This window comes from Microtetraspora sp. AC03309, from assembly GCF_020826795.1.
GTDB lineage: Bacteria > Actinomycetota > Actinomycetes > Streptosporangiales > Streptosporangiaceae > Microtetraspora > Microtetraspora glauca.
Genome location: NZ_JADDIL010000016.1, coordinates 1 through 25,283, shown reverse-complemented (window position 1 = coordinate 25,283; position 25,283 = coordinate 1). Strand labels below are relative to the sequence as shown.

Sequence of the window (25,283 nt, the reverse complement as noted above, 5' to 3'; positions counted from 1 at the left end):
GCGAGTTGTCCGATGGACGGACGGTCGTCTCCGTCTACGGCATGGGCGCCTCCGATCGGTTCGCCGTCACGGCGGTCAGCTACCTGCGCATGGCGGCCACCCGCTATCCCGACAGCCGGGCCCCCGATCCCGTCGCCCACACCGACCCGATCGGCTCACGCGTCATGAGTTCTCCTGTCAGGTACGGCTCGGCCGAGGCCGGCGGCCGGACGGGTTCGGTGACGATCAGGACGTCCACGTGCGCCCGCAGCACCACGAGGACCTGATCTCGGGGATCCCTCCGTTGGCCGTCTTCGGGGTCCGGGCCAGTTGCGCGCCGTACCTCCCACCCGTGCAGGTACGTCGTGGCCGATCGGACGCGCACCGGCGAGCCCACCTCCGACAGGGGACCCGGCAGAACGGGCCGCTCCCCGAGCGGGCCCACCGCTGAGTGGTAACATCTAAATCATATATAGGCAAAGGCGAAAATCCGGTACCATCTGCCTTGATGGCGATCCCACACCGCTGAGGAGAACCCAGACAAAGATGACGGATTGGCAGCTTCTAGCCCCGGACGAGGACACCCTCGCCCTCGCCGACACCGCCCGCGCCCAGTTCCGATCGCTGCACGGCCCGGCGGCCATGCGTGCCGCCCTCGACGGCGGTGTGCCGGACGGGTGGGAGACGATCGCGGACGGCGGCTACGCCGACATCGGGATACCCGAGGACCTCGGCGGGATCGGCCGGCTGATCGACCTGGTGGTCATGCTCGAAGAAGCCGGGCGCGCCCTGCTGACCGCTCCCCTGCTGGCGTCGGCACTCGCGTACCGGACGCAGGTCGCGGCCGGAGTGCACCGCGAGGACTTCCGGCGGGCGCCCGCGGGCTTCGGGATCGCCGAGGGGGTCGTCGACGGGGACGACGGGAACGGCCGGTGCCACGTCGAGCGGGCGCACGTCCTGGGCGGCCCCGGTGCCGCCGCGTTCACCCTGATCGTGAAGGGACCGGACCGGGCGTGGGTCGTCGTGGTCGATCCGGAGGCCGAGGGGGTCGAGCCGGTAGAGCAGGCGACCCTGATCGATCCCTCCCGGCCGCTCCCGGTGTTCCGGCTCGGGGGCGAGGCGGGCGTGGCCAGCGCCGAGAGCCGGGAGCTCCCGCTCGGCGACCTGGACCGGGTGCTGGCGGGAGCCCGCGCCTGTGTCGCCGCCGACCTGGTGGGGACCGCCGCGGGCGCCCTGGACGCGGCCGTCGCACACGTGCTCCAGCGCAGGCAGTTCGGCCGGGCCATCGGCACCTTCCAGGCGGTGAAGCACCGGCTCGCGGACGCCTACACGGCGGTCGAACAGGCCCGGAGCCTCGCCTACGGCGCGGCCCTGAGCCTGGCCGGGGGGCCGCCCGGCGACGCGGCCACCCGGGACTGCCTGCTGGCCAACGCGGTCGCGGCCGAGACGGCCGTCCGGGTCGCGTCGCTGTTCACCCAGCTGATGGGTGCCATGGGGGTCACCTTCGAGGCGGACTGCCACCTGTTCCTGCGGCGCGCCCACCAGACGGCCTGCCTGCTCGGGGAGCCGGACGACCTGTACCTGGCGGCGGCGCGGATCGAGCGGATCGAAAGGCGGATCTCCCGATGACGGATGTGACCTCCGAGTTCGAGGCGTTCCTCGACGGCTTCCTGCCCGCCGACTACGCCGAGAACTACCAGCGCTACCGCCGCGACGTGAAACTCCGCACCGAGTACCAGGCCGCCGCGTTCGACGCGGGCTGGCTGATCCCCGAGTGGGGCCCAGGCGAGGGCGGGCGCGACCTGAGCGTCCCCAACGCGCTGGCCGTCAAGCTCGCCGGCGCGCGCCGCCGGGTGCCGCGGCTGATGAACATCCAGGGCGTCGGGGTCGCGGCGCCGGCCATCCGGGCGTTCGGCACCGCCGCCCAGCGGGAGCGGCTGCTCCGGCCGGCCGCGCGCGGGGACGAGTGGTGGGCGCTCGGCATGTCGGAGCCCGGCGCCGGGTCCGACCTCGCCGCGCTGCGCACGACGGCGACGCTCGCCGACGGGGTGTTCACCGTCAACGGCCAGAAGGTGTGGACGACGCAGGCGGACGAGGCCCGGTGGTGCACGCTGTACGTCCGCACCGACCCGGAGGCCAGGCCGCACCGCGGCATCTCCTGCCTGGTCCTCGACCTGTGCAGCCCCGGGGTGGAGGTCCGGCCGATCCGCACCGCCGGGCCGGCGGTCGAGTCCTTCAGCGAGGTCTTCCTCGACGACGTGAAGGTGCCCGAGGAGGCGCTGCTGGGCCCGCTGCACGGCGGCTGGGGCGTGGCCATGTCCAGCCTCGAACACGAGCGGGACATGATCTGGATCAACACCTGGCTGGAGACCACCCGGGCGCTGGAACCCACGCTGACGGCGCCGGAGCTGTCGGAGCACCAGCTCGTCCGGCTGGGCCGGTCGCTGGCGGACGCGGAGGGCGTGCGGCTGACCGGGCTGCGGACCGCCGCCCAGCGGCGGGCGGGCCTGCCGTCCCCCGCGTCGTCGATCCTCAAGCTGCTCGGCTCGGAGTCGGTGCAGCGCGCGGCCCTGCTGTCGCTGGAGACCGCCGGGGCGCGGGCGTTCGACGACCCCGCCCTCTTCGACGAGCGCCTCGAATCGCTGGGCGCCACCATCTACGGCGGCACGTCGGAGATCCAACGCAACATCATCGCGGAGCGTACGCTCGGACTACCGAAAGGCACACCATGACAGACACCCACCCCTTGCTGGACAGGACAGCCGTCGTGTCCGGGGCCGGGCGCGGGCTGGGCCGGGCGATCTCCACCGCGCTGGCCGGGGCGGGCGCCGTGGTGTGCGGCGTCTCCCGCAACGCGGAGGAACTGGAAGGCCTCGCGGCGGAGATCAAGGCCGCGGGCGGCCAGGCGTACGCCTTCCCCGCCGACATCCGCAGCTCCGCCGACCTGGACCGGCTGCGTGACGCGGTGCTGGCCGAGGTGGGTGGCGTCGACATCCTGGTGAACAACGCCGGCAACCTGGTCAAGCGGCCGGTCGTCCCGCTGCCCGTGGACGAGGCGTCCGGGGAGAAGGTGGGGCAGCCCGGCTCGGGGCCGGCCGGCGTCGCCATGACCGACGAGGAGTGGGACTCGGTGTTGGACACGCACGTCCGCGGATCACTCCACCTCGTGAGATCATTCGTTCCGGGGATGCTGGAGCGGGGGCGCGGCCGGGTGATCAACATCGCATCGAGCAGCGTCGCCCGGTCGGCCAACCTGACGGTGAGCTACCAGGTCGCCAAGGGCGCCATCGCCCAGCTCACCCGGGCGCTCGCCAAGGAGTGGGCGGCGTTCGGCGTCACCGTCAACACCATCGCTCCAGGGCACTTCCGCACCAGCATGACGCAGGCTCTTCACGACAGTCCCGAAGGTCAGGCCTGGCTGAAGGAGCGCATCCCGATGCGGCGCACCGGCGACCCCAGGGAGCTGGGGGCGCTGGCCGTCCACTTGTCGGGGGACCTCGCTTCGTTCATCACCGGCCAGACCATCTTCATCGACGGCGGTGAAACACTCTGATGACCGAGTCCGAGATCCCACCACGCCCCCGCCGCATGCCATTGCGGACACCCCGGGTGGCCGAGGCCCTGGCGGCGCAGCTCAGGCTGCGCATCCTGGAAGGTGATCTCGCCGACGGGGCGGAACTGCCCACGGAGCCGGTGCTGCTCCAGGAGTACCCGGTCAGCCGGCCGAGCCTCCGCGAGGCGTTCCGCATCCTCGAGACGGAGGGGCTGGTGGTCGTCCGCCGCGGCAAGCGCGGCGGCACCGTCATCAAGGCCCCGACCCCCGGGTCCGCCGCGTACCACATGGGGCTGCTGCTGCACGCGCGCACCACCCCCATGCGGGACCTGGCGGCGGCACGCAACCTGCTGGAGCCGCTGTGCGCGGAGCACGCGGCCCGCCGCGACGACCACTCGGCCGTCGCCGAACGGCTCCGGCAACTCAACGACGAGGCCGCGCAGGTCGTGGAGGACGGGCCGGCGTTCACCGGGGCGTCGGTCAGGTTCCACGAGGGGCTGGTGGACGCGGCCGGCAACGAGACGCTCCGGGTGGTCGTCGGGATGCTGGAGAGCGTCTGGAGCGTGCAGGAGCGGGGGTGGGCCCGCCGGGCGTACGACGAGGCGAGCTACCCCGCGGTGGACCGGCGGCACGCGGTGCTGCGGGCGCACGACGCCATCGAGAAGGCCATCGAGGCGGGGGACGCGGCGCTGGCCGGCAAGCTCATGCGGGCGCATCTGGAGGCGTCGCAGCTGTACGTCGCCTCGGACGACGCCCCGCCGGTCCAGGTGCTGGACGAGTACGGCAATCCACGCATGGATCCCCGGGACTGACCGGAGACCACGAACCGGTACGCGAAGGCCGGCCAGGTCCTGGACCTGGCCGGCTTTTCCCTTTGCGGGCTACCGCCACGCGGCCACCGGGTAGATGCCGTCGAACCCCTCCGCCGCGACGGCCCGCGCCAGCAGGTCGGTCGACCTGATCCGCCCGGCCGGCCGGTGCAGCACGCTCTGCAGGTGGCGGTCGATCACGGTGAGATCGTGCTCCTCGCACAGGCCCATGGCGCCCAGCACCTGGTGCCCGTTGGCCAGCACCGTGTTCGCCGCCTCGATCATCTGCACCCGCAGCGCCAGCAGGTCGGCGGACCGCGCCTCGCCCCGGCGGACGAGCCACCACGCGTGCAGCGCCAGCTCCTCCAGCCCGTCGAGCGCGAGGGAGATGTCCGCGACGCGCCACCGGATCTCGCCGAACCTGCCGATCGGCTTGCCGAACTGCTGCCGATCCCGGGCGTGCGTCACCGCCAGTTCGACGGCGGTGGCGAGCGCGCCGGCGACCCAGAAGGCGTCGAGCAGCATGCGCATCGCCGTCACCCGCTCCGCGTCCACGCCCGGCACCTCTGCGCCGAGGACGGCGTCGGACGCGAACGGGTCCAGCGGCGCCGGGCGCGGCGCACCGGCCGTCACCCGGCGGGCGACACCCCGGTCCAGGTCGACGGCGACCGCGTCGCGCAGCAGGTCCGCGTGGTCCAGCCGTCCGGTGTCCCCCGAGGTCAGGTGGACGCCGCCGACGTCACCGCGCAGGTCCGCGGGTACGGCCAGCTCGTGCGCCAGCGGCCAGGGCAGCACGACGGCGCCCGCCGCCCGGGCCGCCAGCATGACGGCGGCCGACTCGTCCTCCTCGCCCCACGGATCGAGGCCGCGCAGGCCGAGCCGGTCCAGGGCGGGCGCGACGAGCGCCTCCCGCCGGGTCCGGTCCGCCTCGGCGGCGCGCGCGAGGTCCACCCCGCCCAGCGCGTCGAGGGCCCCGGTCACGCTCTCCTGGTAGGCGACGGCCGCCTGTGGCCAGTCACGACGCACGCCGGTCCCCCTCGATCGACGACCGGGCGACGAGCATGCGCTGCACCTCGATGGTGCCGGACGCGATGGTCGCCGAACGGGCGTACCGGAACACGTCCTCGACGTGGCCGAGCAGGCCGGCCGACGGGTCGGGAACGAGGGCGTCGGCGCCGGAGACGTCGAGAGCCAGCTGAGCCACCTCCTGGTCGAGTTGGATGGAGGCCAGCCGCGCGGTGGAGGCCTCCCGGTCGGTGAGCCGGCCGGCGTCGTTCAGCGCGACGGCGCGGTAGTTGAGCAGCCGGGCCACCCGGGCGTGCACCAGTGCGCGGGCGTACTCGTGCAGCGCGGCCGGTTCGGCCAGGGACGGGTGGCCCGCCAGCGCGGCGAGCACCCGCTCGTCCCGGGCGTACCGGGAGATGCCGATCCGCTCGTGCTTCATCACCCGCCGGATGACGTCCCAGCCGCGGCCGACCTCGCCGAGCACCGCTCCGGGGCCGACCCGGACGTCGTCGAAGAACACCTCGTTGAGGTGCTGCTCACCCATGATCGAGTCGATCGGGACGACCCGGATGCCGGGTGAGTCCATCGGCACCAGGAAGACGGTGATGCCGTCGTGCTTGGCCGTCCCCCTGCCGCTGCGGGCGGCGAGGAAGCACCACTGTGCCAGTCCCGCGTACGAGGTCCAGATCTTCTGGCCGTTCAGCACCCACTCGCCGTCATGGAGCTCGGCGTTCAGCTGCAGCGAGGCGAGGTCGGAGCCCGCGCCGGGTTCGCTGAACCCCTGGCACCACACGGCCGTGCCGGAGGAGATGGCGGGCAGGTGGACGGCCTTCTGCTCCGGCGTGCCGACCTCCATGATCACCGGTCCGACCCAGTTCAGGCCCATGTACTGCGGGCCGCGGGGCTCGAAGTGCGCCCACATCTCCTCGCGCAGGACGGCCTGCTGCCAGATGTCGGTGCCGGCGCCCCCGTACTCCTCGGGCCAGCTGAGCGTGAGGAGCTGCTCCTCGGCGAGCCGCCGTACGACCCTGGTCACCACCGACTGGACCGCCGGGTCCGGGGAGAACGAGGTCGTCCAGTCGTCGGGGAGAAGCTCTGCCAGCAGGGCCCGCAGGCGGCCGCGCAACGCGTCCGCCCGCGTCCCCAGCCGGAGATCCACTGAGGTCTCCTCGGGCATCTACGCTCCTGTACTCACGGCGGCTTCGACACACTTGCCGTCCGGGCACGGCTGAGCGGGTACGAAGACGCCGAGTTGGTCGGCATCGATTCCGATGCGCTTGTCGGGACCGAACGTGTACGTGCCGTTGGCGCCCTGGAAGGTTCCCCCGGAGACGAGCGCCTTCTTGATCGCGTCGGCCTCGGTGGACTTGGCCTGCTGCGACGCCTGGGTCACCAGCAGCGCCCAGTCGAAGGAGACCGCGCCCACCGAGTCGAGGGCGTTGAACTCGGTCTTGCCCTTGGCCTTGAGGTAGAGCTTGACGAAGTCCGCCGTGATCGACGCGTCGCCGGTCGAGGACGACAGGAACGTCTTGGCGATGGGCCCGGCGGCGAGGGTCTTCTTCATCCCCTCCGGGATGAGCTCGGTGGTCGCCGGGTCGCCGATGCCGAGCACCGCGGACATCTGCGGGTTCCAGCCGATCTTGTTCAGGCTGGACATGGTGGCGACCAGCGGGGCGCCGTACGACCAGACGATGAGCGATTCGGCACCCGAGTCCTTGAGCTTGGTGAGCTGCGCGGTCACGTCCGAGGCGGTGTTCGGGAAGCTCTCGTGCACGATCTTCACGTCCGGGAACTGGCTCTGCGCGATGGCGAGCGTGTCCTTGGTCTGCGAGGTGCCGAAGGCCGAGGAGTCGTCGAGCATGGCGACCGTCTTGCCGGCCGACGCCGCGTACGCCAGCAGCGGCGTGATCGAGGTCTCGCCGGAGGTGCCGGCACCGGTGCTGAACGCGTACTTGTACCGCTTGGAGTCGCCGACGTCGGCCGCGATCGAGCCGATGCCGCCGGCGGTGTCGCCGGGCACCTTCACCTGGTTGAGCACGTCCTGCACGGGCGGGAACGCCTCGGTGGTGAAGTACAGCGCGGACACGCCGTCCTGGGCGAGCGCCCGGGTGGCGGCGACGGCCGCGGTCGGCTCGCCCTTGGTGTCCCGCTGCTCGATCACGATCTTCGTGCCGGGGTTGTGCTGCTGCACGTACTCGGCGCCGGCCTTGAGCCCGGCCAGCGAGTTCTGACCGCTCGGGGAGAGCGGGCCGGTGAGCGCCCCGACAAAACCGATCTTGATGGTGGAGCCTTCGGCCTGGTCGCCGGAGGCTCCATCGTCGCCACACGCGGCGAGCGCGAGCAGCGCCGCGCACACCATGGCTGTGCCCACTGTGGCACGTGTCCTCATGGGGGGTCGTCCTTCCTGGGGTTTCCGTAGGGTGGGTCAGGAGAGGTAGGCGGCCTGCAGCAGGTCGGGCAGTTCCGGGTCGGTGCCGCGCACCCGGTGCGCGACGTGCCCGTGCCGGAGCACCACGACGTCCGCCTCCAGCTTCTGGGCGACCTCGACCCGCTGTTCGACCAGCAGGACGGCGAACCCGGCGTCGCGCAGGTCGGCGAGGATCTCGATGGTCCGGCCGACCAGCTTGGGCGACAGGCCGTTCGTGGGCTCGTCCAGCATGATCACGCGGGGTGCGCCGGCCACCGCGCGGGCGATGGCGAGCATCTGCTGCTGACCGCCGGACAGGCCGCCCGCGAGGCGCTGCAGCATCGGGCGCAGCTCGGGCAGCAGGTCGAGCGGGTCGAGTTCTGGCTTGCGGGCCGCGCGGGCCGCGGCGACCTGGAGGTTCTCGGCCACCGACAGGCTCTTGAACACGTGCCGGCCCTCCAGCACGTGGCCGAGCCCGGCCCGGGCCCGCCTGCTCGCCGGGAGGTTGTCGAGGCGCAGGTCGTCCAGCCGGATCCCGCCGCCGGCCGACTCCAGCCCGCCGATGCCGCGCAGCGTGGAGGTCTTCCCGGCGCCGTTGGCGCCCAGCAGGGCCAGGCAGGTGCCGGGCTCGACGGTGAGGGACAGGTCCTCGACGGCGGTGACGCCGCCGTACCGGACGCGCAGCGCGTCCACCTTGAGCCGGCCGCCGTTCACGCGACCCCCATGTACGCGGCGCGGACGCTGTCCACGCTGTGCAGGTCCCCGGGCTCGCCCTCCCACAGCACCGTGCCGAGGTCGAGGACGACGACCCGGTCGACCAGGCGGCTGATCATGTCCAGGTGGTGTTCGACGATCACGACGGCCACTCCCGCTGCGGCGACGTCACTGACGACGCGCTCGAATCCTTCGATCTCCGCGGCCGACAGCCCGGCCGCGGGTTCGTCCAGGAGGAGGACCTCCGGACAGGTGCCGAGGGCCATGGCGGCCTCAAGGAAGCGAAGCTGGCCGTGGCTCATCACCCGGCTCTCCCGGGTGCCGGCGGCCGGGTCGTGCGGGTCGAGGCCGCCGAGCTCCAGCAGGGTGAGCGCGCCGCGCCGGCAGGCGTCCCGCATCGCCTCGTCACGTTCCCCGTGGACGGCCGGGAGCGCGAGGTGCTCCTCGATGCTCATGCCGGGGAACGTCTTCGGGGTCTGGAAGGTGCGGGACACGCCGCGCTTGGCGACCGCGGCGGCGCCCAGGCCGCCGAGGTCCGTCCCGTGCAGGGTGATCCGGCCGGCGGTCGGCGGGTAGTGCCCGGACACGACGTTGAGCAGCGTCGTCTTGCCCGACCCGTTCGGCCCGATGAGGCCGACGATCTCTCCGCGCCGCAGCTCCATCGACACCCCGCCGAGCGCGTCCACGCCGCCGAAGCTGCGCCGCAGGTCGGTGACCTTCAGGATCGGCTCGCCGGGCGCGCGCTCCGGCACCTCCACCTCCGGAGTCGCGGCCAGGTCGCGCAGCGCCTGGGGGGCGGGCGCCGCGGTACGGCTGAACAGGCCGCGCGGCCGCAGCCGCATGAGCACGATGAGCAGCGCGCCGTACAGCAGGTTGTTCAGGTGCGGGTACGCGTCGAGGCGCAGCGGGATCAGCACGAGCAGCACCGCGCCGACGACCGGGCCGAGCCGGGAGCCGCTGCCGCCGAGCACCACCATGACCAGGAACAGGATGGACAGGTTGGAGGAGAAGGCGTCCGGCGAGATGTAGGCGGACAGGAACGCGAACAGCCCTCCGCTGAGCGCGCCCAGCGCGGACCCGGCGGCGAAGGCGACGACCTTGGTGAGGTAGCCGGAGACGCCGAGCGCGGACGCGCCGATCGGCTCGTCGCGGACCGCGACGGTGGCCCGGCCCAGGCGGGACGTCCGGTACCGGGCGTGCAGCCAGTAGCTGACGCTCGCCACGACGACGATCACGATCGCCACGACCCACGGGGTCGAGACCGGCTCGCCGCCGAACCACAACCGGGCGTCGATGCCGGCGAGGCCGTTGTTGCCGCCGGTCACCGACTGGAACTGGATGAGCATGTCGTTGACGACGAGCATCAGGCCGAGCGACATCATGGCCAGGCCGATCGCGCCCAGCCGTCCGGCCGGGAACCCGGCCAGCGCCCCGGCGGCGAGCCCGGCCAGCGCGGCGACCGGCAGCGCCGCCCAGATCGGCCAGCCGTGCGAGACCACCAGAACGGCGGTGACGTAGGCGCCGATGGCGAACGACGCGCCCTGCCCGAGGGACAGCGCGCCGGCGTAGCCGGTGGTGATGTTGAGTCCCAGCGTGGCGACCGCGTACAGGCACACCAGTTGCAGGACGTAGCCGTTGTAGGACAGCGGGCCCCACAGGGCCAGCAGCGCCGTCGCCACGACGAGCAGCGCCGCGCCGTGCGCGGCGGGCCTGGCGAGCACCCGCCGGACGGGCGCGGGGGTGGCGTCGCGGCCGCGTGCCGCCGCGGCGCGCAGGGTCCGGGACAGGTCGGAGAGCCGGTACGACATCACACCGCCCGCACCGGTGCCGCGCCGAACAGGCCGTGCGGGCGCACCACGTAGACGACGACCAGCAGCAGGAACACCGTCAGGTTCACCGTGAGGCTGCCGACGTGGACCCCGGCGAACTGGCTGACCACGCCGATGACCAGGCCGCCGGCGACGGCGCCGCCGATGCTGCCCATGCCGCCGATCGCGGTGGCCACGAACCCGTAGAAGGTGTACGACAGCCCCAGCGACGGGGTGACGAGCTGGGTGGAGGCCACCAGCACCCCGGTCACCGCGGCGACCAGCGCGGACAACACCGTGGCGATCTGCGAGGCGCGGGCCCGGGAGATGCCGATCGCCTCCGCGCCGTCGAGGTCGTCGGCGATCGCGCGCAGCTCCAGCCCGATCCTGGTGCGCCGGTAGAACACGACGAGCAACCCGGCGACGACGAACAGCGCGGCGACCGCGGTCAGCTCGGCGGGCGACACCGCCAGGCCGGCCAGGTCGAACCGGTGCTTGCTGACGCCGTACGTGAAGTTGCGGGACTCCCCGCTGTAGGGGACGGCCAGCAGTTCGGCCAGGACCACGCTGACCGCGAGGGTGGACAGCAGCCAGGAGGCGGACTGGCCCGACTGCACGAACGGCCGCACCGCGGTCCACTCGACGGTGAGCGCCACCACCACCATCACGGCGAGCGCGGCCACGTAGGCGAGCCAGACCGGCAGGCCGGCGCCCACCGCCACCAGCACCGACATGGGCATGAGCATCACCATCTGCCCGTGGGCGAAGTTGATGACGCCGGTCGTCGTGAACAGCGTGGCGAAGCCGACCGCAACCAACCCGTAGATCGCGCCGTCCGCCAGACCCGGCACGAGCACCGTCTGGAGGAACTCATCCATGGGGGGACCCGCTCCCGGCGCGTGACATGACGTCTCTCTTCACCATGGCGCGAAACGTATATATGATTTGGATGACAGTCAAGAAGGGCGTCTCGGCGCCCGTGGGGAGGCGCCCGTGTCGGGGAAGAGCGGCCGAGCAGGCCTGGAACGTGCGGATGGGGTGCTGCTCAGCACGGTCGTCGGCGGGACGCTGGTCGTGACCCTCAACCGTCCGAAATCCGCCAACGCCCTTGACGACGAGCTCATGGACGGGCTGGCGGACCTGTGGCGGGCGGCGGCCGGGGCGCCGGAGCTGCGCGCGGTGCTGCTCACCGGGGCGGGCAAGGCGTTCTGCGCCGGGGCGGACGTGTCCATGCTCTCGGTGCCGAGGGCGAAGGTGGGCGACACCGCGGCCGAGGAGCTCGACTTCCTGCCCGGACCGCGCCTGGGGATACCGGTGATCGTCGCGGTGAACGGGGTGTGCGCCGGAGGCGGCCTGCACTTCGTGGCGGACGCCGACATCTGCATCGCGTCGCCGGCGGCCCGCTTCCTGGACCCGCACGTCAGCGTCGGCCAGGTGTCCGCGCTGGAACCGCTGCAGCTGCGGCTGCGCATGCGGCCGGACCTGCTGACCCGCCTCGTCCTGCTCGGCCGGCACGAGTCGCTGTCGGCCGAAAGTGCCGAGCGCGCCGGTCTCGTCTCCGAGGTCGTCGAGCCGGACGCGCTCCTCGACCGGGGGATGGAGCTGGCCGCGATGATCGGGCGGAACTCGCCGGAGGCGGTGCGGCTCAGCCGCCGGGTGCTGCGCACGTTCGAGGAACGGCTCATCGCCACCGACATGGACCTCGGCTGGGAACTGATCCGGCGGCACCGGTACCACCCGGACGCCGTCGAGGGCCCGGCCGCCTTCCTGGACAAGCGCGAACCGAAGTGGACGACGTCGTGAAGACAGCCGACTGGAACCGCAGGCCGCGGGTGGTCACCCCCGAGCTCGCGGACGTCTGGCGCCGCCGGGGCTTCCTCACCGAGGAGCGGATCGGCGACCTGCTGGACCACGGGGCGACGCGGTGGCCGGACCGACCGGCGATCATCACCACGCACGGTGAGACGAGCTTCGCCGAGCTGGCCGCGAAGTCCGCCGCGGTGGCGCGGACCCTGATCGCCGGCGGGGTACGGCCGGGTGACGCCGTCTGCTGGCTGCTGCCGACCGGCCCGGACGCCGTCGCCGTCGCGGCGGCGATCTGGCGGATCGGGGCGATCAGCAGCCCGATCGTGCCGCTGTACGGCCCGCGCGAGATCCGCACCGTGCTGGACCAGATCCGGCCGGCGGCCATCGTCACGTACGCCGACGACCGGCGCCGGGCCTACCCGGACGAGTTCGACGAGGCACTGCGCGACCTCTCGCACGAGCCCGCCGTACGGCTGCTCACCACCGGCCGGTCGGCGGGCTGGCGGGCGGCGGACCAGGCCGGGACCGGTTCGCTCCCGTCCGGGATCGAACCCGCCGCCCCCGCGGACCCCTGCCTGGTGCTGTTCACCTCGGGCACCGAGTCCGAGCCCAAGGGCGTGGTGCACTCCGTGGCGGGGCTGCGGCACGAGCTGCGGATGACCGTCGTGGAGTGGGGCCTGACGTTCCGCGACCGGATGGTGATGGCCTCCCCCATCACGCACATCACCGGCCTGCTGCAGGGCTTCATGATCCCCTGCCGGGTGGGGGCCGCCGCGGTGCTGATGGAACGCTGGGACCCGGCCGTGTGCGCCGAGCTGGCCGACCGGACCGGCGCGACCTACATGGCGGGCGCGACGCCGTTCCTGCGCGAGCTGCTCGACGTGTACGCCGCTGACGGGCGCGACCGGTCGCCGCTGCGCCAGTACTGCTGCGGCGGCGCGGCGGTGCCCCCGGACCTCATCCGGCGCGCCGACGAGCTGGGCATCGCGGCGTACCGGGCGTGGGGCATGACCGAGCTGCCCACCGCGACGCTGCCCAACGAGCTGGACCCGCTGGAGTTCCGAGCGGAGACCGACGGCCGGCTCGCGCCGGGCGTGGAACTGCGCGTCGTGGATCCTTCGGGTCGGGACGTCGAGCCGGGCGAGGTGGGCGAACTGCTGCTGCACGGCCCGGAGATGATGCTCGGTTACGTGCGCGAGGAGCTGAACGCGCACGCGTTCACCCCTGACGGCTGGTTCCGCACCGGAGACCTCGGCTCGCGGGCCGCCGACGGGCAGGTGCGGATCGCCGGCCGGCTGAAGGACGTCATCAACCGCGGCGGCGAGAAGTTCTCGGCCAGGGAGATCGAGGACGCCATCGTGAGGCACCCCGACGTGGCGGCCGTGGCGATCGTCCCGGTGCCCGGCGGCCGGCTCGGTGAGCGGATCGGCGCGGCCGTCGTCTCGGACCGGGAGGACCTGACCCTGGAGGAGGTCGGCCGCGCGGTGACCGGCCAGGGGCTGGCTCGGCACAAGCAGCCGGAGCTGCTGCGGGTGGTCCGCTCGCTGCCGACCAACCCGACCGGCAAGATCAACAAGGCCGCGGTGGTCGAGCTGTTCGACCCGGAAACCGACTGATGGGCGGCCTGCTGGACGGGCGCTGCGTCGTCGTGACGGGCGCCGGGATGGGCCTGGGCCGCGCCTACGCGCTCGCGTGCGCGGCCCACGGCGCCGGGGTCGTGGTCAACGACGTGGACGGGGCCGCCGCGCACGCCGTGGCCGCGGAGATCGCCGCCGCCGGCGGGTACGCGGTGGCGGAACCGGGATCCGCCGGGTCGTGGGAGGTGGCGGCCCGGCTGGCCGGGACGGCGGAGCTGGAGTTCGGCCGGCTCGACGGCCTCGTCGCCAACGCCGGGATCACCCACCACGCCTTGCCGTGGGAGGAGGACGAGGCGCGGCTGCGGCGGATAACCGAGGTCAACGTGCTCGGCGTGCAGTTCGCCGCGGTGCACGCCATGCGGGCGATGGTCCGGCGGGGCGCCGGCGGGTCGATCGTCACGATCGTGTCCGGCGCCCGGTTCGGCATCCCCGGCATGAGCGCCTACGGCGCCACGAAGGGGGCGGTGGCCGCGATGACCGCCGGCTGGGCGCGGGACTGCGCGTCCGCCGGCATCCGGGTCAACGCCGTGTCACCGCTGGCCGAGACCGGCATGGCGGCGCTGGACACCCGGCCCGACCGGCCCGCGATGGGCGCGCCCGGGGACGTGGCGCCGGTGGTGGTCGCGCTGCTCAGCGACGCCACCCGCGGCGTGACCGGCCGGATCGTCCGCTTCGACGGCACCGATCTCGGCGTGTACACGCCGGAAGCCCTCACCCCGGTCACCGGCTGGACGGCCAGGGACCCCGCCGAGTCGATCGCGGGGGTCCTGGCCCGGATCGGCGGCCCCGCCGCGGCCTGAACACCCCCTGTCCACCCCGGCCCGGGTCCGCGGCCGGACCACCGTTTCGAGACGAAAGCCACCGCTGAAATGATCACTACCGCCTTCACCGAGACCTTCGGCGTGCGGCACCCACTACTGTGCGGCGGGATGACCGGCCTGGGCCGGGCCGAACTGATCGCGGCCGTCGCCGAGGCCGGCGCCCTCGGGTTCCTGACGGCGCTGACCCAGCCGACGCCCGAGGCGCTCACCCTGGAGATCAAGCGCACCCGCGAGCTGACCGACCAGCCGTTCGGGGTGAACCTCACCATCCTGCCCACCATCCGCCCGGTCCCCTACGACGAGTACCGGGCGGCGATCATCGAGTCGGGGATCACGGTCGTCGAGACGGCCGGTGGCAACCCGGACGCGCACCTGCCCGACTTCAAGGCCGCCGGGGTCAAGGTCATCCACAAGGCGGTCGCGGTACGGCACGCCGTCAAGGCGCAGGCGCTCGGCGTGGACGCGGTCAGCATCGACGGCTTCGAGTGCGCCGGCCACCCCGGCGAGGACGACATCGGCGGCCTCGTGCTCATCGCCGCGGCCAGCCGCGCGCTGGACGTCCCGGTCATCGCCAGCGGCGGCATCGCCACCGGCGCCGGCCTGGTGGCGGCGCTGGCCCTCGGGGCGTGCGCGGCGAACATGGGCACCCGGTTCATGGCGACGACCGAGGCGCCCGTCCACGACAACGTCAAGCGGCAGATCGTGGCGAACTCCGAACGGGACTCGATCATCGTCTTCCGTGAGTTCCACAACTCGGCGCGGGTGGCGCGCAACTCGGTGTCGGAGGAGATCGCCGAGATCTCACGCCGGCCGGGCTCGTCCTTCGAGGACGTCGCCCACCTCGCCTCGGGGGTACGGGGACGGGAACGCGTCCTCGGGGCGGGCGACATGGAGGACGGGCTGTGGTGGGCCAACCAGGCCCAGGGGCTCGTCACCGAGGTGGACAGCTGCCGGAACGTGGTGGACCGGATCGTCGCGGACGCCGAGGAGCTCATCCGCCACCGGCTGCCGGGGTACCTGCCGGCGGTCTGACCCGCGTCGGCACCGCGGTGTGGCCGCTCCCGGCACCGGGCGGTCAGTTCCCCGGCCGCCCCCACTCGCGCAGCACGTCCGCCGCGTCAGCCGCCGTCCGCGGCACCGAGGCCACCGGGGCGGCCGGGGTGCGGGAGAACCTGGGCGCCGGGGCCGCCTGGACCACGCCGTCCGCCTCGGCGTACGTGCCGCGCGCCGCCAGGTGCGGGTGGCCGGGGGCCTCGGCGAAGCTGAGCACCGGGGTGACGCACGCGTCGGTGCCGGCGAAGTGCGCGGCCCACTCGTCGCGGGTGCGGGAGGCGAACGCGGCGGTGAACCGCTTGCGCATCGCCGGCCAGTTGGCCGGGTCGTTCTGCGCGCCCAGTTCGGCCGGGTCGATGTCCAGCCCGGCCAGCAGCGCCGCGTAGAAGTGCGGCTCCAGCGCGCCCACCGCGACGAACCCGCCGTCGGCGCAGGTGTAGGTGTCGTAGAAGGGCGCGGCGCCGTCGAGCAGGTTGCCCTCCCGTTCGTCGCGCCAGGCCCCCATGCCGCGCAGGGCGAGGGTCATCTGGCTGAGCAGCGCGGTCCCGTCGACCATGGCGGCGTCGACCACCTGGCCGCGGCCGGACCGGGACCGTTCGAACAGCGCGGCCAGCACGCCGACGAGCAGCAGCATGGACCCGCCGCCGAAGTCGCCGACCAGGTTGAGCGGAGGCGCCGGGGCCCGGTCGGCGCGGCCCATGGCGTGCAGCGCGCCGGTCAGGCCGATGTAGTTGATGTCGTGGCCGACCTGGCCGGCCCACGGCCCGTCCTGGCCCCACCCGGTCATCCGGGCGTAGACCAGGCCGGGGTTGCGGGCCAGGCAGGCGTCCGGGCCCACACCGAGCCGTTCCACCACGCCGGGGCGCAGTCCCTCGATCAGCACGTCCGCGCGTTCGGCGAGGCCGAGGACGACGGCCCGCCCGTCGGCGGACTTCAGGTCGGCGTGGACCGGGCGCCGACCGCGCAGCACGGCGTCGGTCGCGTCCGGGGCGCCGAACCGGAGCCCGCGGCCCGCCGGCCGTTCGATCCGGACCACGTCGGCGCCGAGGTCGGCGAGCACCATGGCCGCGTGCGGGGCCGGGCCGAGCCCGGCCAGTTCCACCACTCGCAGTCCCGCCAGGGGGCCGTCCTTCATCGGGTTCCCGCCTCTCTACTTGCGCTTGCCGTTCACGAACGCGTCGAGACGGGCCCCGGCCGCGGCGGACGCGGCGGCCTCGGCGATCGTCGCGGCTTCGATGCCGAGCTGGTCGGCCAGCGATCGCGCCGGGGCATCCCGGAGCAGGCGCCGGGTCCGGCCGAGCGCCGGGAACGGCCCGGCCGCGATCCGCGCCGCGGCCTGCCGGGCCGACTCGGCGAGCCCCTCGTCGGGGTGGACGTCGGTGACCAGCCCCCAGTCGGCGGCCTCCCCTGCCGTCAGCCGGCGATCGGTCAACGTCAGAGCGAGCGCCCGGCGCAGCCCCACCACCTGCGGCAGCAGCCAGGACGTGCCGCAGTCCGGGGTCAGCCCCGCCTGGGCGTACGCGGTCAGGAACGTCGCCGACTCGCCGGCGAGCACCACGTCGGCCACCAGGGTGAGGGCCAGTCCGGCGCCCGCCGCCGCGCCCTGGACGGCGGCCACGACGGGGACCTCCAGCCCGGCGAGGGCCAGCACCGCGCGGTGCGCCGTCCGGGCCAGCTCCAGCACGTAGCCGGCGCGGTCGGCGGCGCCGTGCATCGCGATGACGTCCCCTCCGGCGCAGAAGGTGCGGCCGCGGCCGAGCAGCAGCACGCAGCGCACCCCCGGGTCGGCCGCCGCGGCCTCGACAGCGTCGCCGAGCGCCCGCGCCATGGGCAGGTCCAGCGCGTTCGAGGACTCCGGCCGGTCGAGCTCGATGGTCGCCACCCCGTCGGCGACCTCGTACCGCACCGAGGTCCCGGTGACCGCCTGTTCGTCCACCGGTGCGGTGGTCAGGCCGGCGAGGACCAGGTCGGCGAGGTGCCGGTAGGCCTGCGCGGCGTCGAACCCGGTGGCAGACCGGATGGCGCCGCGCTGGATGGAGTTCATGACCTCGGCCACCGCGGCCCCCACGAACGACGCGGGGATGGGGCGCAGCACCCCGGCCCTGACCCCCTCCGTCACCAGGCTCCGCACCCGCTCCGCGGCGTACCGGGTGTTCTCCTGGTAGACCTCGTTGGCCGGGCCGAAGGCGGCCACGTCCGCGAGGAACGCGGCCGAGGCGGGCTGCAGCTCCGCGGCGACGGCCTCCAGGTAGACGGCGAGCTGCCGGGCCGGGTCGCCGGAGGCGGCGACCCGGGCCTCGATGCGGTCGGCCGCCGCCTTGAAGAACGAGCGGACGGCGGCCACCACGATCTGCTCCTTGCTGGGCGCCACCGCGTACAGGGTGGTCCGGGAGCAGCGCAGCCGCTCGGCGAGGTCGCCGATGTTGAACGACGCGAATCCCTCGGCCAGGAACAGCTCGCGGAGCTGCGCCAGTGTCTCCTCGCGCCGGGTGCGAGTCCTGTCGGGCGACGGCATGGCACCGACTCTACGGCGCCCCTGGCAATCAGTACAATTTCTGATACTTTGGTACTCGATTTCGTACTCTAAAGGAAGCTTCGATGCCCGCATCGCGTGTCATGCCAAGCGCAGAGAGTGCCGACCTGATCGAGATCGTCCGGGACCTCGCCGACGGGAAGCTGGCCCCCCGGGTCGCGAAGGCCGAGGCGGACGAGGACTTCCCGCGCGACGTGTTCCGCACGCTCGGCGCGATCGGCGTCCTCGGCCTGCCGTACCCCGAGGAGTACGGCGGCGGCGGTCAGCCCTACGAGGTGTACCTACAGGTGCTGGAGGAGGTCGCCCGGGTCTGGTCCAGCGTCGCCGTCGGCACCAGCGTGCACGTGTTGTCGTGCTTCGGGCTGTTCGACTTCGGCACCGACGATCAGCGGCGGGCCTGGCTGCCCGACATGCTCGGCGGCGAACTGCTCGGCGCGTACTGTCTGAGCGAGCCGCACGCCGGCTCCGATCCCGCCGCCATGACCACCCGCGCCGTCCGCGACGGCGACGACTACGTGCTCACCGGCGCGAAGGCGTGGACCACGCACGGCGGGCGCGCCGACTTCTACACGGTGATGGCGCGGACCTCGGACGACCGCAGGGGCATCTCCTGCTTCCTCGTCCCGGCCGGCGCCGAGGGCCTGAGCGCCGACCCGCCCGAGCACAAGATGGGCCTGACCGCCTCTCCGACCGCGACGATGCGGCTGGACGGCGTGCGGGTGCCGGCCGAGCGCAGGATCGGCGCGGAGGGCGACGGTCTCGGCATCGCGCTGGCCGCCCTCGACTCCGGCCGACTGGGCATCGCCGCCGTCGCCACCGGCCTGGCCCAGGGCGCGCTGGACCACGCCGTGGCGTACGCGAAGGAGCGCTCGACGTTCGGCAGGCCGATCATCGAGCACCAGGGCCTGGCGTTCCTGCTGGCCGACATGGAGGCGGCCGTGCAGACCGCCCGCGCGATGACGCTGCACGCCGCCCGGCTGAAAGACCTCGGCCTGCCGTTCGGCCGGGAGGCGTCCATCGCCAAGATGGTCGCCACCGACAACGCCATGAAGGCCACCACCGACGCCGTCCAGGTGCTGGGCGGCTACGGCTACACCCGCGACTTCCCGGTGGAGCGTTACATGCGCGAGGCGAAGGTCATGCAGATCTTCGAGGGCACCAACCAGATCCAGCGCATGGTCATCGGCCGCTCACTCGCCGGGAACACCCCACCCGTGATCACCGCAGTCAGCAGGGAGACGCACTGATGCAGGTCGCCGACAGCGCAGTCATCGTCACCGGCGGGGCCTCCGGCCTCGGCGCCGCGACCGCCGAGTTGCTGGCCAAGGAGGACGCGCACGTCTTCGTGCTCGATCTCAAGCAGAGCATCGACGCCGTGGACCCGGCGCCGGGGGTGGAGTACCTCCCCACCGACGTCACCAGCCCCGAGGAGGTGCGGGCCTCCGTCGCGACGGCCGCCGCCGGCCGACCGCTGCGCGCGGTCGTCAACTGCGCGGGCATCGGCCCGTCGGCGCGGATCCTGGGCACGAACGGCGTGCACGACCTCGACCTGTACGCGCGCGTCGTGCAGGTCAACCTCGTCGGGACCTTCAACGTGCTCGCCCTGGCCGCCGAGGCGATCGCCCGCACCGAGCCGGACGAGCACGGCCAACGCGGCGTGATCGTCAACACCGCCTCGGTCGCCGCCTACGAGGGGCAGATCGGGCAGGCCGCGTACTCCTCGTCCAAGGGCGGCATCGTCGGGCTGACCCTGCCCGCGGCGCGCGACCTCGCCCAGCACGGCATCCGGGTCAACACCATCGCCCCGGGCATCGTGGAGACGCCGATGCTGGCCACGGTCTCCGCGGAATTCCGGGAGGGTCTGGCGGCCGGCGTTCCGTTCCCGCGGAGGCTGGCCCGCCCGGACGAGTACGCCCACCTGGCGCTGACGATCATCCACCACGACTACCTCAACGGCGAGGTCATCCGGATGGACGGCGCGCTCCGGATGACACCCCGCTGACCTCAGCAGTCACGGACCCGGCAGAACTCTCCAGAAACCAGTGGTGGGGGCAGCGCCCGTGCTGGGGCCGGCTACCCGCACATCGAGATGCGCGGGGGTTCAGGATCGACCGCAGGTCGCGGGGCAGAACGTGACCTCGGGGTAGCGCGATGACCGCTTGTCCAGGAGGGGCTGCCGCTGCGACTTCAGCTGCTGGTCGAGGAAGGCCGCCACGTACGTGCGGGTGAGTTCTGCGCCACGGGCCGCGGGCAGCATGCCAGGGAGAGGTTCGAGGCCGATGACGTCTGCCACCAACGGGATGTCGGTGAAGGACTGGTGTTCGGCGTCCGACAGCACGAGCCAGCGCTTCCACCCGGTCAGTAACTTCCAGTCACGGTCCCACGAATTGTCGCGGCCGCCGGGGACGTGCTGCGCCGAGCCCAGGAACATGAACGGCCGGGAGAGGCCGCTCGTGGAGATCCGGGCGTAGGTGGTGCCGTCCATATCGATTCCGGCGCGTACGCGTGGGTCTTTGATCATGGCCGCCACGGCGCCGGCCCCGCCGATCGACTGGCCTACCATCGCGATCCTTTCGCGGTCGATCAGGTCGGAATGCTGCCACTTGGAGGCCAGGTGGTCGAGGACGAAGGAGACGTCGGCCGCCCGGCCCTGGACCACCCCCGTGCCGAAGCCGGGGTCGGTGTCGCTGTCGCAGGCGAGGCATTCGGCGACCCGGCCGTCGGACAGGGTGGTGGCGTAGCTCTCGTAGGTGTGGTCGATCCCGGCCACGACGTACCCTCGGCTGGCCAGCTCCTCGGCCAGGGAGGTGAGCGTGCTCACCGGCTTGGTGAAGCCCGGGGAGAGCACCACCAGCGGAAGCTTCCGCCCCGCAGGTTCGGCGTCCTTGACGGCGTTCGTTCGCGTCTTGCTCAGCGTGTCGTAGGGCGCGGTCGAGACCCCTGAGCCCCTCAGGAGCAGTTCCGCCTCCTTGGCTGTCATGTACGGCGAGCGCTGCCCGTCGCGCTGCTTGGTCGGATACCACAGGGTGACCTTGAGCTCCCTGGCATCGGCGTCGAGGTTCCAGGGATCGGGGCGGGAGGCGTCTTTCAGATACAGGACGGTGGTGCCGACCGGATGGGGGCCGGTCGGGGCGGGCAGGGTGGCGGGGCCGGTCCGTTCGGCCCGCGGGGCGTCGGCTCTGGGCGGTGCGGGCGCGGAGCAGGCGGACGTGGCGTAGACGGCCAGTCCCGCGGCGAGGGTCAGGAGTCTTCTCATGGCGAGGTCCCTTCACGTGTGCAGCAGGGTCAGGGCCTTGGCCAGGGCGGGGTCGCGTCCGGCGGCCGCGTCCTTCGGGGTCAGGGGCACGTAGTGGTCGGGCGGCACGCCGATCCGGTCGATCACCTCGCGGTCGGGGCCGAGGTGGTGCCTGGCGGGGAAGCTCAGCATGGTGTTGTTGGCGAGCAGGTACGTCCGCGCCGGGCCGGAGATGACGCCGGCGGTTCTGGTGCCGACGAGCGGGCCGATGCGCAGGTCCTTGACCGCGGAACTGAAGTGTTCGCAGGCCGAGGCGCAGCCGCGGTCGGTGAGCACCGTCAGCGGCAGGTTGAGCAACTCGACGGTGTCATCGGTCGGCATGGCCTGGCATGTGCCGTCGACGGTGCACTGGTAGGCGGTGTTCCTGCCGTGGACGAACGCGCTCAGCAGCCGGGTCGCCTCCGCGGGGTTGCCGCCGCCGTTGCCGCGCAGGTCCAGTACGACGCCGGTGATGGTCTGGCCGGTGCGCAGCCTGGTGATCGCCCGTAGGACCCGGTTCGCGGAGTCGGGGGCGAATCCGGTCATCCGGACGTAGGCGATGTCGTCGTCCAGCAGCTTCGACCGCACTACTCGCAGGGTGGCCAGGTCTCGCGGGTAGAGGCCGGGTTTGAGGGTCACGCTCCAGCGGCGGCCGTCGCTCTGCCGCAGCAGCCGCAGCCGCACCGGCCGCGCCTCCGGGTACTCGGGATAGAGAGCGGCGATCGCCGGGGTGGCCTCGCCGTCGATGAAGGGCGCCGATCCGTTGATCGATTCGATGATGTCGCCGGAGCGCAGTCCGGCGGCCTGCGCGGCGCCGCCGAGCACGGTGGTGACGAACAACGGGCCGAGGGCGACGCCGGGGTTGCCGTCCACCTGCGGGCCGTTGACGTTCGCTTCGAGGCCCAGGCCGTAGCCGTCGCCGTCGTAGTAGTCGAGCGGCCGCTTGAGGTCGTGCGTCCAGCGGGCGTGGTTGTCGCCGAGGGCGGCCACGACGGCCTGGAGGGTGGCGACGGCCAGCTTGTCGCGCAGGTCGGGGACCTGATCGGTGATCTTCCTGTAGGCGGTCTCGAAAGCGGTCCAGTCGGCTTTCCGGTCACCGGTCAGCGCCGGCATGGTGGCGCCGGGCACGTCGCGCCCGTCGCGGTTGAGCTCCTGCGTCAGGGCGGCGAATCCGGCGGTCAGCAGCGAGCGGGCGTCCAGGGTGGCGCCGCTGTAGTAGTCGCCGAGGATGCAGAAGTACGCCTGCTCGATGACGTCGATCGTGGTGGCCGTCTCCGCCCCGGGGACTCCCGAGGGTGGCGCGCAGACCGTACCGGCTGGTGTGCCCGCCTGGCCACGCGGTGGCGTCGGCGCCGTGCAGGCCGCCGCCAGCAGGAGGGCGAGCCCGGCGGAGGCCGCGGTCCTGATCACGGTCATGACAGGCGCCTCCGGACCCACCAGAAGGAGAACCACGTGAGGCCGAGGGTGAGCAGAGCGTAGATCCCGGTCTCGATCCACTGGAAGGGCCAGAAGCGCTCAAGGGGCTGGTAGGTCGCCTGCTGCCGGTAGCCGAGCCGGTTGATCTCGGCTATGCACCCACCCGCGGGTAGTCCCTGCGGTGAGCAGGGTCCCGACGTCGTGGAGACCGGGACGGCCCGCACGATCGTCGACGACGGTCCCGAGCTCCCGTCTCCTCTGGAGATCGTACGTCCGGACGGATCGACCAGCTTGCTGGACAGGACCCAGGCGCCCGCGTGGCCGGGAACGGCCGACGTCCTCAGGAAGATCTGCAGGGATCCGCCTCTCGGCGCGCCGAGGCCGTCCACATTCTCCCGGCCGAGCTCGAAGGTCCCGGTGACCGGGGGCATCAGGTGAGGACGGACGAGCAGCGGCATGGCGATCTGGATCGCGACGAAGACGGCCAGGGTGAGGGCCATGGCGGGCAGGGTGCGGCGCACCAGCATGCCCACGGTCACCCCGAGGGCGAAGGCGAAGGCCGCATACCCCATCGGGGCGAAACCGCGCGCGCCGAACACCACGGGAGCCATCTGCGCCATTTCCGGAACGGCCGACCTGTCCAGGGGGTCGGACCACCAGGTCACCGCGAGGCCGCACACGCCGGCGGCGGCCATGGCCACCAGGCCGGTGAACCCGAGCTTGACCGCCAGCCAGCGGCCGCGGGTGACGCTCTGGTTCCACACCAGCAGATGCGTGCCCGCCTCCAGCTCCCGGGTGATCAACGGAGCTCCCCAGAAGAGCCCGATCAGCGCCGGCAGGATCAGCACGACGAGGGTGAGGGTCAGGAAGGGGATGTCGTACTCGCCGAAGAACCGGTCGAAGAAGTCGCGGCAGGTGTCGTCCGGAGTGCAGTCGGCGATCCCGGCAGCGTAGCCGGAGGCCAGATCCGGGCCGGTCAGGACCAGGGCGGCGGCGAGAACCACGAGTACGGCGGCCATCATCGTGGCCGAGCCGCGGAACTGTCGCCAGGTCAGCCAGATCATCGCTGCACCTCCAGGGCGGCTCGCCGGTTGTCGGTGGTGCGCTTGTCCATGTAGGCGAGGACGAGGTCTTCCAGGCTGAGCTGGGTGACCGTCCAGGCGGGGTCGTGGATCGGGGTGTCGGTCCGGATCACGTACGTGCTCTGCCGGTCGGTGTGGCCGGCGGAGACGACGTGCTGGCCGGCGGGGAGCCGGTCGGGGTCGCGGCGTGGGCCGGTGAGCCGGTGATGGGCGGCCAGTAACCGGCCGACCTTCCCGGCCAGGTGGACGCGGGAGTCGACGAGGACGATCACGTAGTCGCAGATCCGTTCCAGGTCGGAGACCAGGTGGGAGGAGAGCAGCACGCTCAGCTTGTGCGCGACGGCGGCCTCCGTCAGCCCCTGCAGGAACTCGCGGCGGGCCAGCGGGTCGAGCGAGGCGACCGGCTCGTCCAGGATCAGCAGCTCGGGCCGCTTGGCCAGCCCAAGGGTGAGGGCGAGCTGGGCGCGCTGGCCGCCCGACAGCTTGCCCGCCCGCTGGGTGGGGGCGAGACCGAGTTGCGCGATGCGCTCCCGTGCCATGGCGGCGTCCCAGCGTGGGTTGAGCCGAGCTCCCAGCCGCAGGTGATCGGCGACGGTCAGGCCCGCGTAGACGGGGGTGTCCTGGGCGACGAACCCGACCCTGGCCAGCTGCGCGGGCGTGCCCGCGGGCCGGCCGCCGAGCACGGTGATGCCGCCCGTGGTCGGTACCAGCTGGCCGCCGGCCAGCTTCAGCAGCGTCGTCTTGCCGGCCCCGTTGGGACCCACCAACCCGACGACGTGGCCCGCCGGAATGTCGATGGTGCACTCGCGCAGCGCCCAGCGCTTGCCGTACCTCTTGCCCAGTGCCTGGGCCTGCAGGACAGAAGTCACGCTATGTCCTCCTGAAAGGCGGTCATGAACGGCGTCGCGCCGCTTTCGCCGAGATCGCGGCTCCAGAGCGGCGGGCCGGCGGGAACGAAACTAGGCACTCCCCTGCCGGTGCGCGTCGGCCGTCCTACCGAGATCGCGTACCTCCTGAGAACGAAGGGCCGCCGAGTCATCCCTGCGATGTACTCCCCCAGGACCATGAGCCCCGTCACGACGGCCGATGCGGGAGGGACGGGCAGGCGTGACAATGTGCCGGTGGAGATCGGTGAACGACCACCGTGGTGGCGGCATGTGCCCGACCTGGGCGGCCGGCCGGATGACGACTACCTGGACGACACGCCGGGGCCGAATGGCGACGAACCCCCGAGACCGTCCCGCAGAGCACTCGCCGCCGACGTGGTGGTCGCGATCGTCCTGACGGTCATCGCGGTGACCGTGTCGGGGCACCACGGTCCAAGCGCGGATCGACCCGCGGTGATCGAGTACTTGCGCCTCCCACCCGCCTCCCCGCACACACCGC

24 protein-coding genes are annotated in these 25,283 nt (G+C 72.8%); 12 read left to right on the top strand and 12 right to left on the bottom strand.

The features are described 5' to 3' along the window. Positions 1–5 precede the first annotated feature (5 nt). From IMZ11_RS11585 to IMZ11_RS11565, 5 genes are all read left to right on the top strand, one after another. A complete protein-coding gene (locus IMZ11_RS11585) occupies positions 6–266 on the top strand; it encodes a hypothetical protein (protein WP_228640568.1) in 261 nt (86 codons plus the stop codon). Positions 267–525: 259 nt separating this feature from the next. After that, positions 526–1,608 carry an acyl-CoA dehydrogenase gene (locus IMZ11_RS11580; protein WP_228640566.1) on the top strand — a complete coding sequence of 361 codons (1,083 nt, stop codon included), beginning with the start codon at positions 526–528 and terminating at the stop codon, positions 1,606–1,608. Beyond that, a complete protein-coding gene (locus tag IMZ11_RS11575; protein WP_228640564.1) occupies positions 1,605–2,711 on the top strand; it encodes an acyl-CoA dehydrogenase family protein in 1,107 nt (368 codons plus the stop codon). The genes IMZ11_RS11580 and IMZ11_RS11575 overlap by 4 nt, the downstream gene beginning before the upstream one ends. After that, positions 2,708–3,532 (top strand): SDR family NAD(P)-dependent oxidoreductase, encoded by an 825-nt coding sequence (locus tag IMZ11_RS11570; RefSeq protein WP_228640562.1) that lies wholly within the window; start codon positions 2,708–2,710, stop codon positions 3,530–3,532. The genes IMZ11_RS11575 and IMZ11_RS11570 overlap by 4 nt, the downstream gene beginning before the upstream one ends. Further along, positions 3,532–4,344, top strand: coding sequence for a FadR/GntR family transcriptional regulator (locus IMZ11_RS11565; RefSeq protein ID WP_228640560.1), 813 nt, complete (start codon positions 3,532–3,534; stop codon positions 4,342–4,344). Before IMZ11_RS11570 ends, IMZ11_RS11565 begins: the two co-directional genes overlap by 1 nt. Positions 4,345–4,413: 69 nt before the next feature. On the opposite strand, the gene IMZ11_RS46155 is transcribed toward IMZ11_RS11565, so the two are convergent. The 6 genes from IMZ11_RS46155 to IMZ11_RS11535 are packed head-to-tail and all read right to left on the bottom strand — an operon-like array spanning position 4,414 to position 11,153. After that, complete coding sequence (locus IMZ11_RS46155) at positions 4,414–5,367, bottom strand: acyl-CoA dehydrogenase family protein (protein ID WP_228640558.1); 954 nt, start codon at positions 5,365–5,367, stop codon at positions 4,414–4,416. Next, positions 5,357–6,523, bottom strand: a complete 1,167-nt coding sequence (locus tag IMZ11_RS11555) for an acyl-CoA dehydrogenase family protein (RefSeq protein ID WP_228640556.1) — start codon at positions 6,521–6,523, stop codon at positions 5,357–5,359. Before IMZ11_RS11555 ends, IMZ11_RS46155 begins: the two co-directional genes overlap by 11 nt. Then, positions 6,524–7,735 (bottom strand): ABC transporter substrate-binding protein, encoded by a 1,212-nt coding sequence (locus IMZ11_RS11550; RefSeq protein ID WP_228640553.1) that lies wholly within the window; start codon positions 7,733–7,735, stop codon positions 6,524–6,526. It abuts the gene before it with no gap. 36 nt (positions 7,736–7,771) lie between these two features. Further along, positions 7,772–8,467, bottom strand: coding sequence for an ABC transporter ATP-binding protein (locus IMZ11_RS11545; protein WP_228640551.1), 696 nt, complete (start codon positions 8,465–8,467; stop codon positions 7,772–7,774). After that, complete coding sequence (locus tag IMZ11_RS11540) at positions 8,464–10,275, bottom strand: ATP-binding cassette domain-containing protein (protein ID WP_228640549.1); 1,812 nt, start codon at positions 10,273–10,275, stop codon at positions 8,464–8,466. The genes IMZ11_RS11545 and IMZ11_RS11540 overlap by 4 nt, the downstream gene beginning before the upstream one ends. Further along, on the bottom strand, positions 10,275–11,153 hold the full coding sequence (locus IMZ11_RS11535; protein ID WP_061252775.1) for a branched-chain amino acid ABC transporter permease: 879 nt from the start codon (positions 11,151–11,153) through the stop codon (positions 10,275–10,277). The genes IMZ11_RS11540 and IMZ11_RS11535 overlap by 1 nt, the downstream gene beginning before the upstream one ends. Before the next feature lie 115 nt (positions 11,154–11,268). On the opposite strand from IMZ11_RS11535, the gene IMZ11_RS11530 reads away from it, so the two are divergent. The 4 genes from IMZ11_RS11530 (at position 11,269) to IMZ11_RS11515 (ending at position 15,571) form a co-directional block, all read left to right on the top strand. Beyond that, positions 11,269–12,078, top strand: a complete 810-nt coding sequence (locus tag IMZ11_RS11530) for an enoyl-CoA hydratase/isomerase family protein (RefSeq protein ID WP_228640547.1) — start codon at positions 11,269–11,271, stop codon at positions 12,076–12,078. Beyond that, positions 12,075–13,697: a class I adenylate-forming enzyme family protein gene (locus tag IMZ11_RS11525; protein WP_228640545.1), complete on the top strand. Its 1,623-nt coding sequence runs from the start codon at positions 12,075–12,077 to the stop codon at positions 13,695–13,697. Before IMZ11_RS11530 ends, IMZ11_RS11525 begins: the two co-directional genes overlap by 4 nt. Next, the gene (locus tag IMZ11_RS11520) at positions 13,697–14,518 is read left to right on the top strand and encodes an SDR family NAD(P)-dependent oxidoreductase (protein WP_228640543.1); all 822 of its coding nucleotides are present in this window, start codon (positions 13,697–13,699) and stop codon (positions 14,516–14,518) included. The genes IMZ11_RS11525 and IMZ11_RS11520 overlap by 1 nt, the downstream gene beginning before the upstream one ends. 69 nt (positions 14,519–14,587) lie before the next feature. Then, entirely contained in the window at positions 14,588–15,571 is a 984-nt protein-coding gene (locus tag IMZ11_RS11515; RefSeq protein ID WP_228640541.1) for a nitronate monooxygenase family protein, read from the top strand. Between the two features lie 43 nt (positions 15,572–15,614). On the opposite strand, the gene IMZ11_RS11510 is transcribed toward IMZ11_RS11515, so the two are convergent. After that, the gene (locus IMZ11_RS11510; RefSeq protein ID WP_228640539.1) at positions 15,615–16,727 is read right to left on the bottom strand and encodes a CaiB/BaiF CoA-transferase family protein; all 1,113 of its coding nucleotides are present in this window, start codon (positions 16,725–16,727) and stop codon (positions 15,615–15,617) included. A 15-nt stretch (positions 16,728–16,742) separates the two neighbouring features. Further along, positions 16,743–18,107, bottom strand: coding sequence for an enoyl-CoA hydratase-related protein (locus IMZ11_RS11505; protein ID WP_228640537.1), 1,365 nt, complete (start codon positions 18,105–18,107; stop codon positions 16,743–16,745). Positions 18,108–18,190: 83 nt separating this feature from the next. On the opposite strand from IMZ11_RS11505, the gene IMZ11_RS11500 reads away from it, so the two are divergent. Beyond that, complete coding sequence (locus tag IMZ11_RS11500) at positions 18,191–19,372, top strand: acyl-CoA dehydrogenase family protein (protein WP_228640535.1); 1,182 nt, start codon at positions 18,191–18,193, stop codon at positions 19,370–19,372. Further along, positions 19,372–20,127, top strand: a complete 756-nt coding sequence (locus IMZ11_RS11495; protein WP_228640533.1) for an SDR family NAD(P)-dependent oxidoreductase — start codon at positions 19,372–19,374, stop codon at positions 20,125–20,127. Before IMZ11_RS11500 ends, IMZ11_RS11495 begins: the two co-directional genes overlap by 1 nt. A 99-nt stretch (positions 20,128–20,226) precedes the next feature. Here IMZ11_RS11495 and IMZ11_RS11490 read toward each other — a convergent pair whose 3' ends face one another. Genes IMZ11_RS11490 through IMZ11_RS11475 form a run of 4 tightly spaced genes read right to left on the bottom strand, consistent with a single transcriptional unit; the run spans position 20,227 to position 24,766 of the window. Then, positions 20,227–21,381, bottom strand: a complete 1,155-nt coding sequence (locus IMZ11_RS11490) for an alpha/beta hydrolase (RefSeq protein ID WP_228640531.1) — start codon at positions 21,379–21,381, stop codon at positions 20,227–20,229. 12 nt (positions 21,382–21,393) lie between these two features. Further along, positions 21,394–22,815: a S41 family peptidase gene (locus IMZ11_RS11485; protein ID WP_228640529.1), complete on the bottom strand. Its 1,422-nt coding sequence runs from the start codon at positions 22,813–22,815 to the stop codon at positions 21,394–21,396. Then, entirely contained in the window at positions 22,812–23,879 is a 1,068-nt protein-coding gene (locus IMZ11_RS11480; RefSeq protein ID WP_228640527.1) for an ABC transporter permease subunit, read from the bottom strand. Before IMZ11_RS11480 ends, IMZ11_RS11485 begins: the two co-directional genes overlap by 4 nt. Next, positions 23,876–24,766 carry an ABC transporter ATP-binding protein gene (locus IMZ11_RS11475; RefSeq protein ID WP_228640525.1) on the bottom strand — a complete coding sequence of 297 codons (891 nt, stop codon included), beginning with the start codon at positions 24,764–24,766 and terminating at the stop codon, positions 23,876–23,878. Before IMZ11_RS11475 ends, IMZ11_RS11480 begins: the two co-directional genes overlap by 4 nt. Positions 24,767–25,018: 252 nt before the next feature. Here IMZ11_RS11475 and IMZ11_RS11470 point away from each other — a divergent pair. Continuing rightward, positions 25,019–25,283, top strand: a 265-nt coding sequence (locus tag IMZ11_RS11470; protein WP_228640523.1) for a hypothetical protein, incomplete at its 3' end; no start/stop codon positions are given.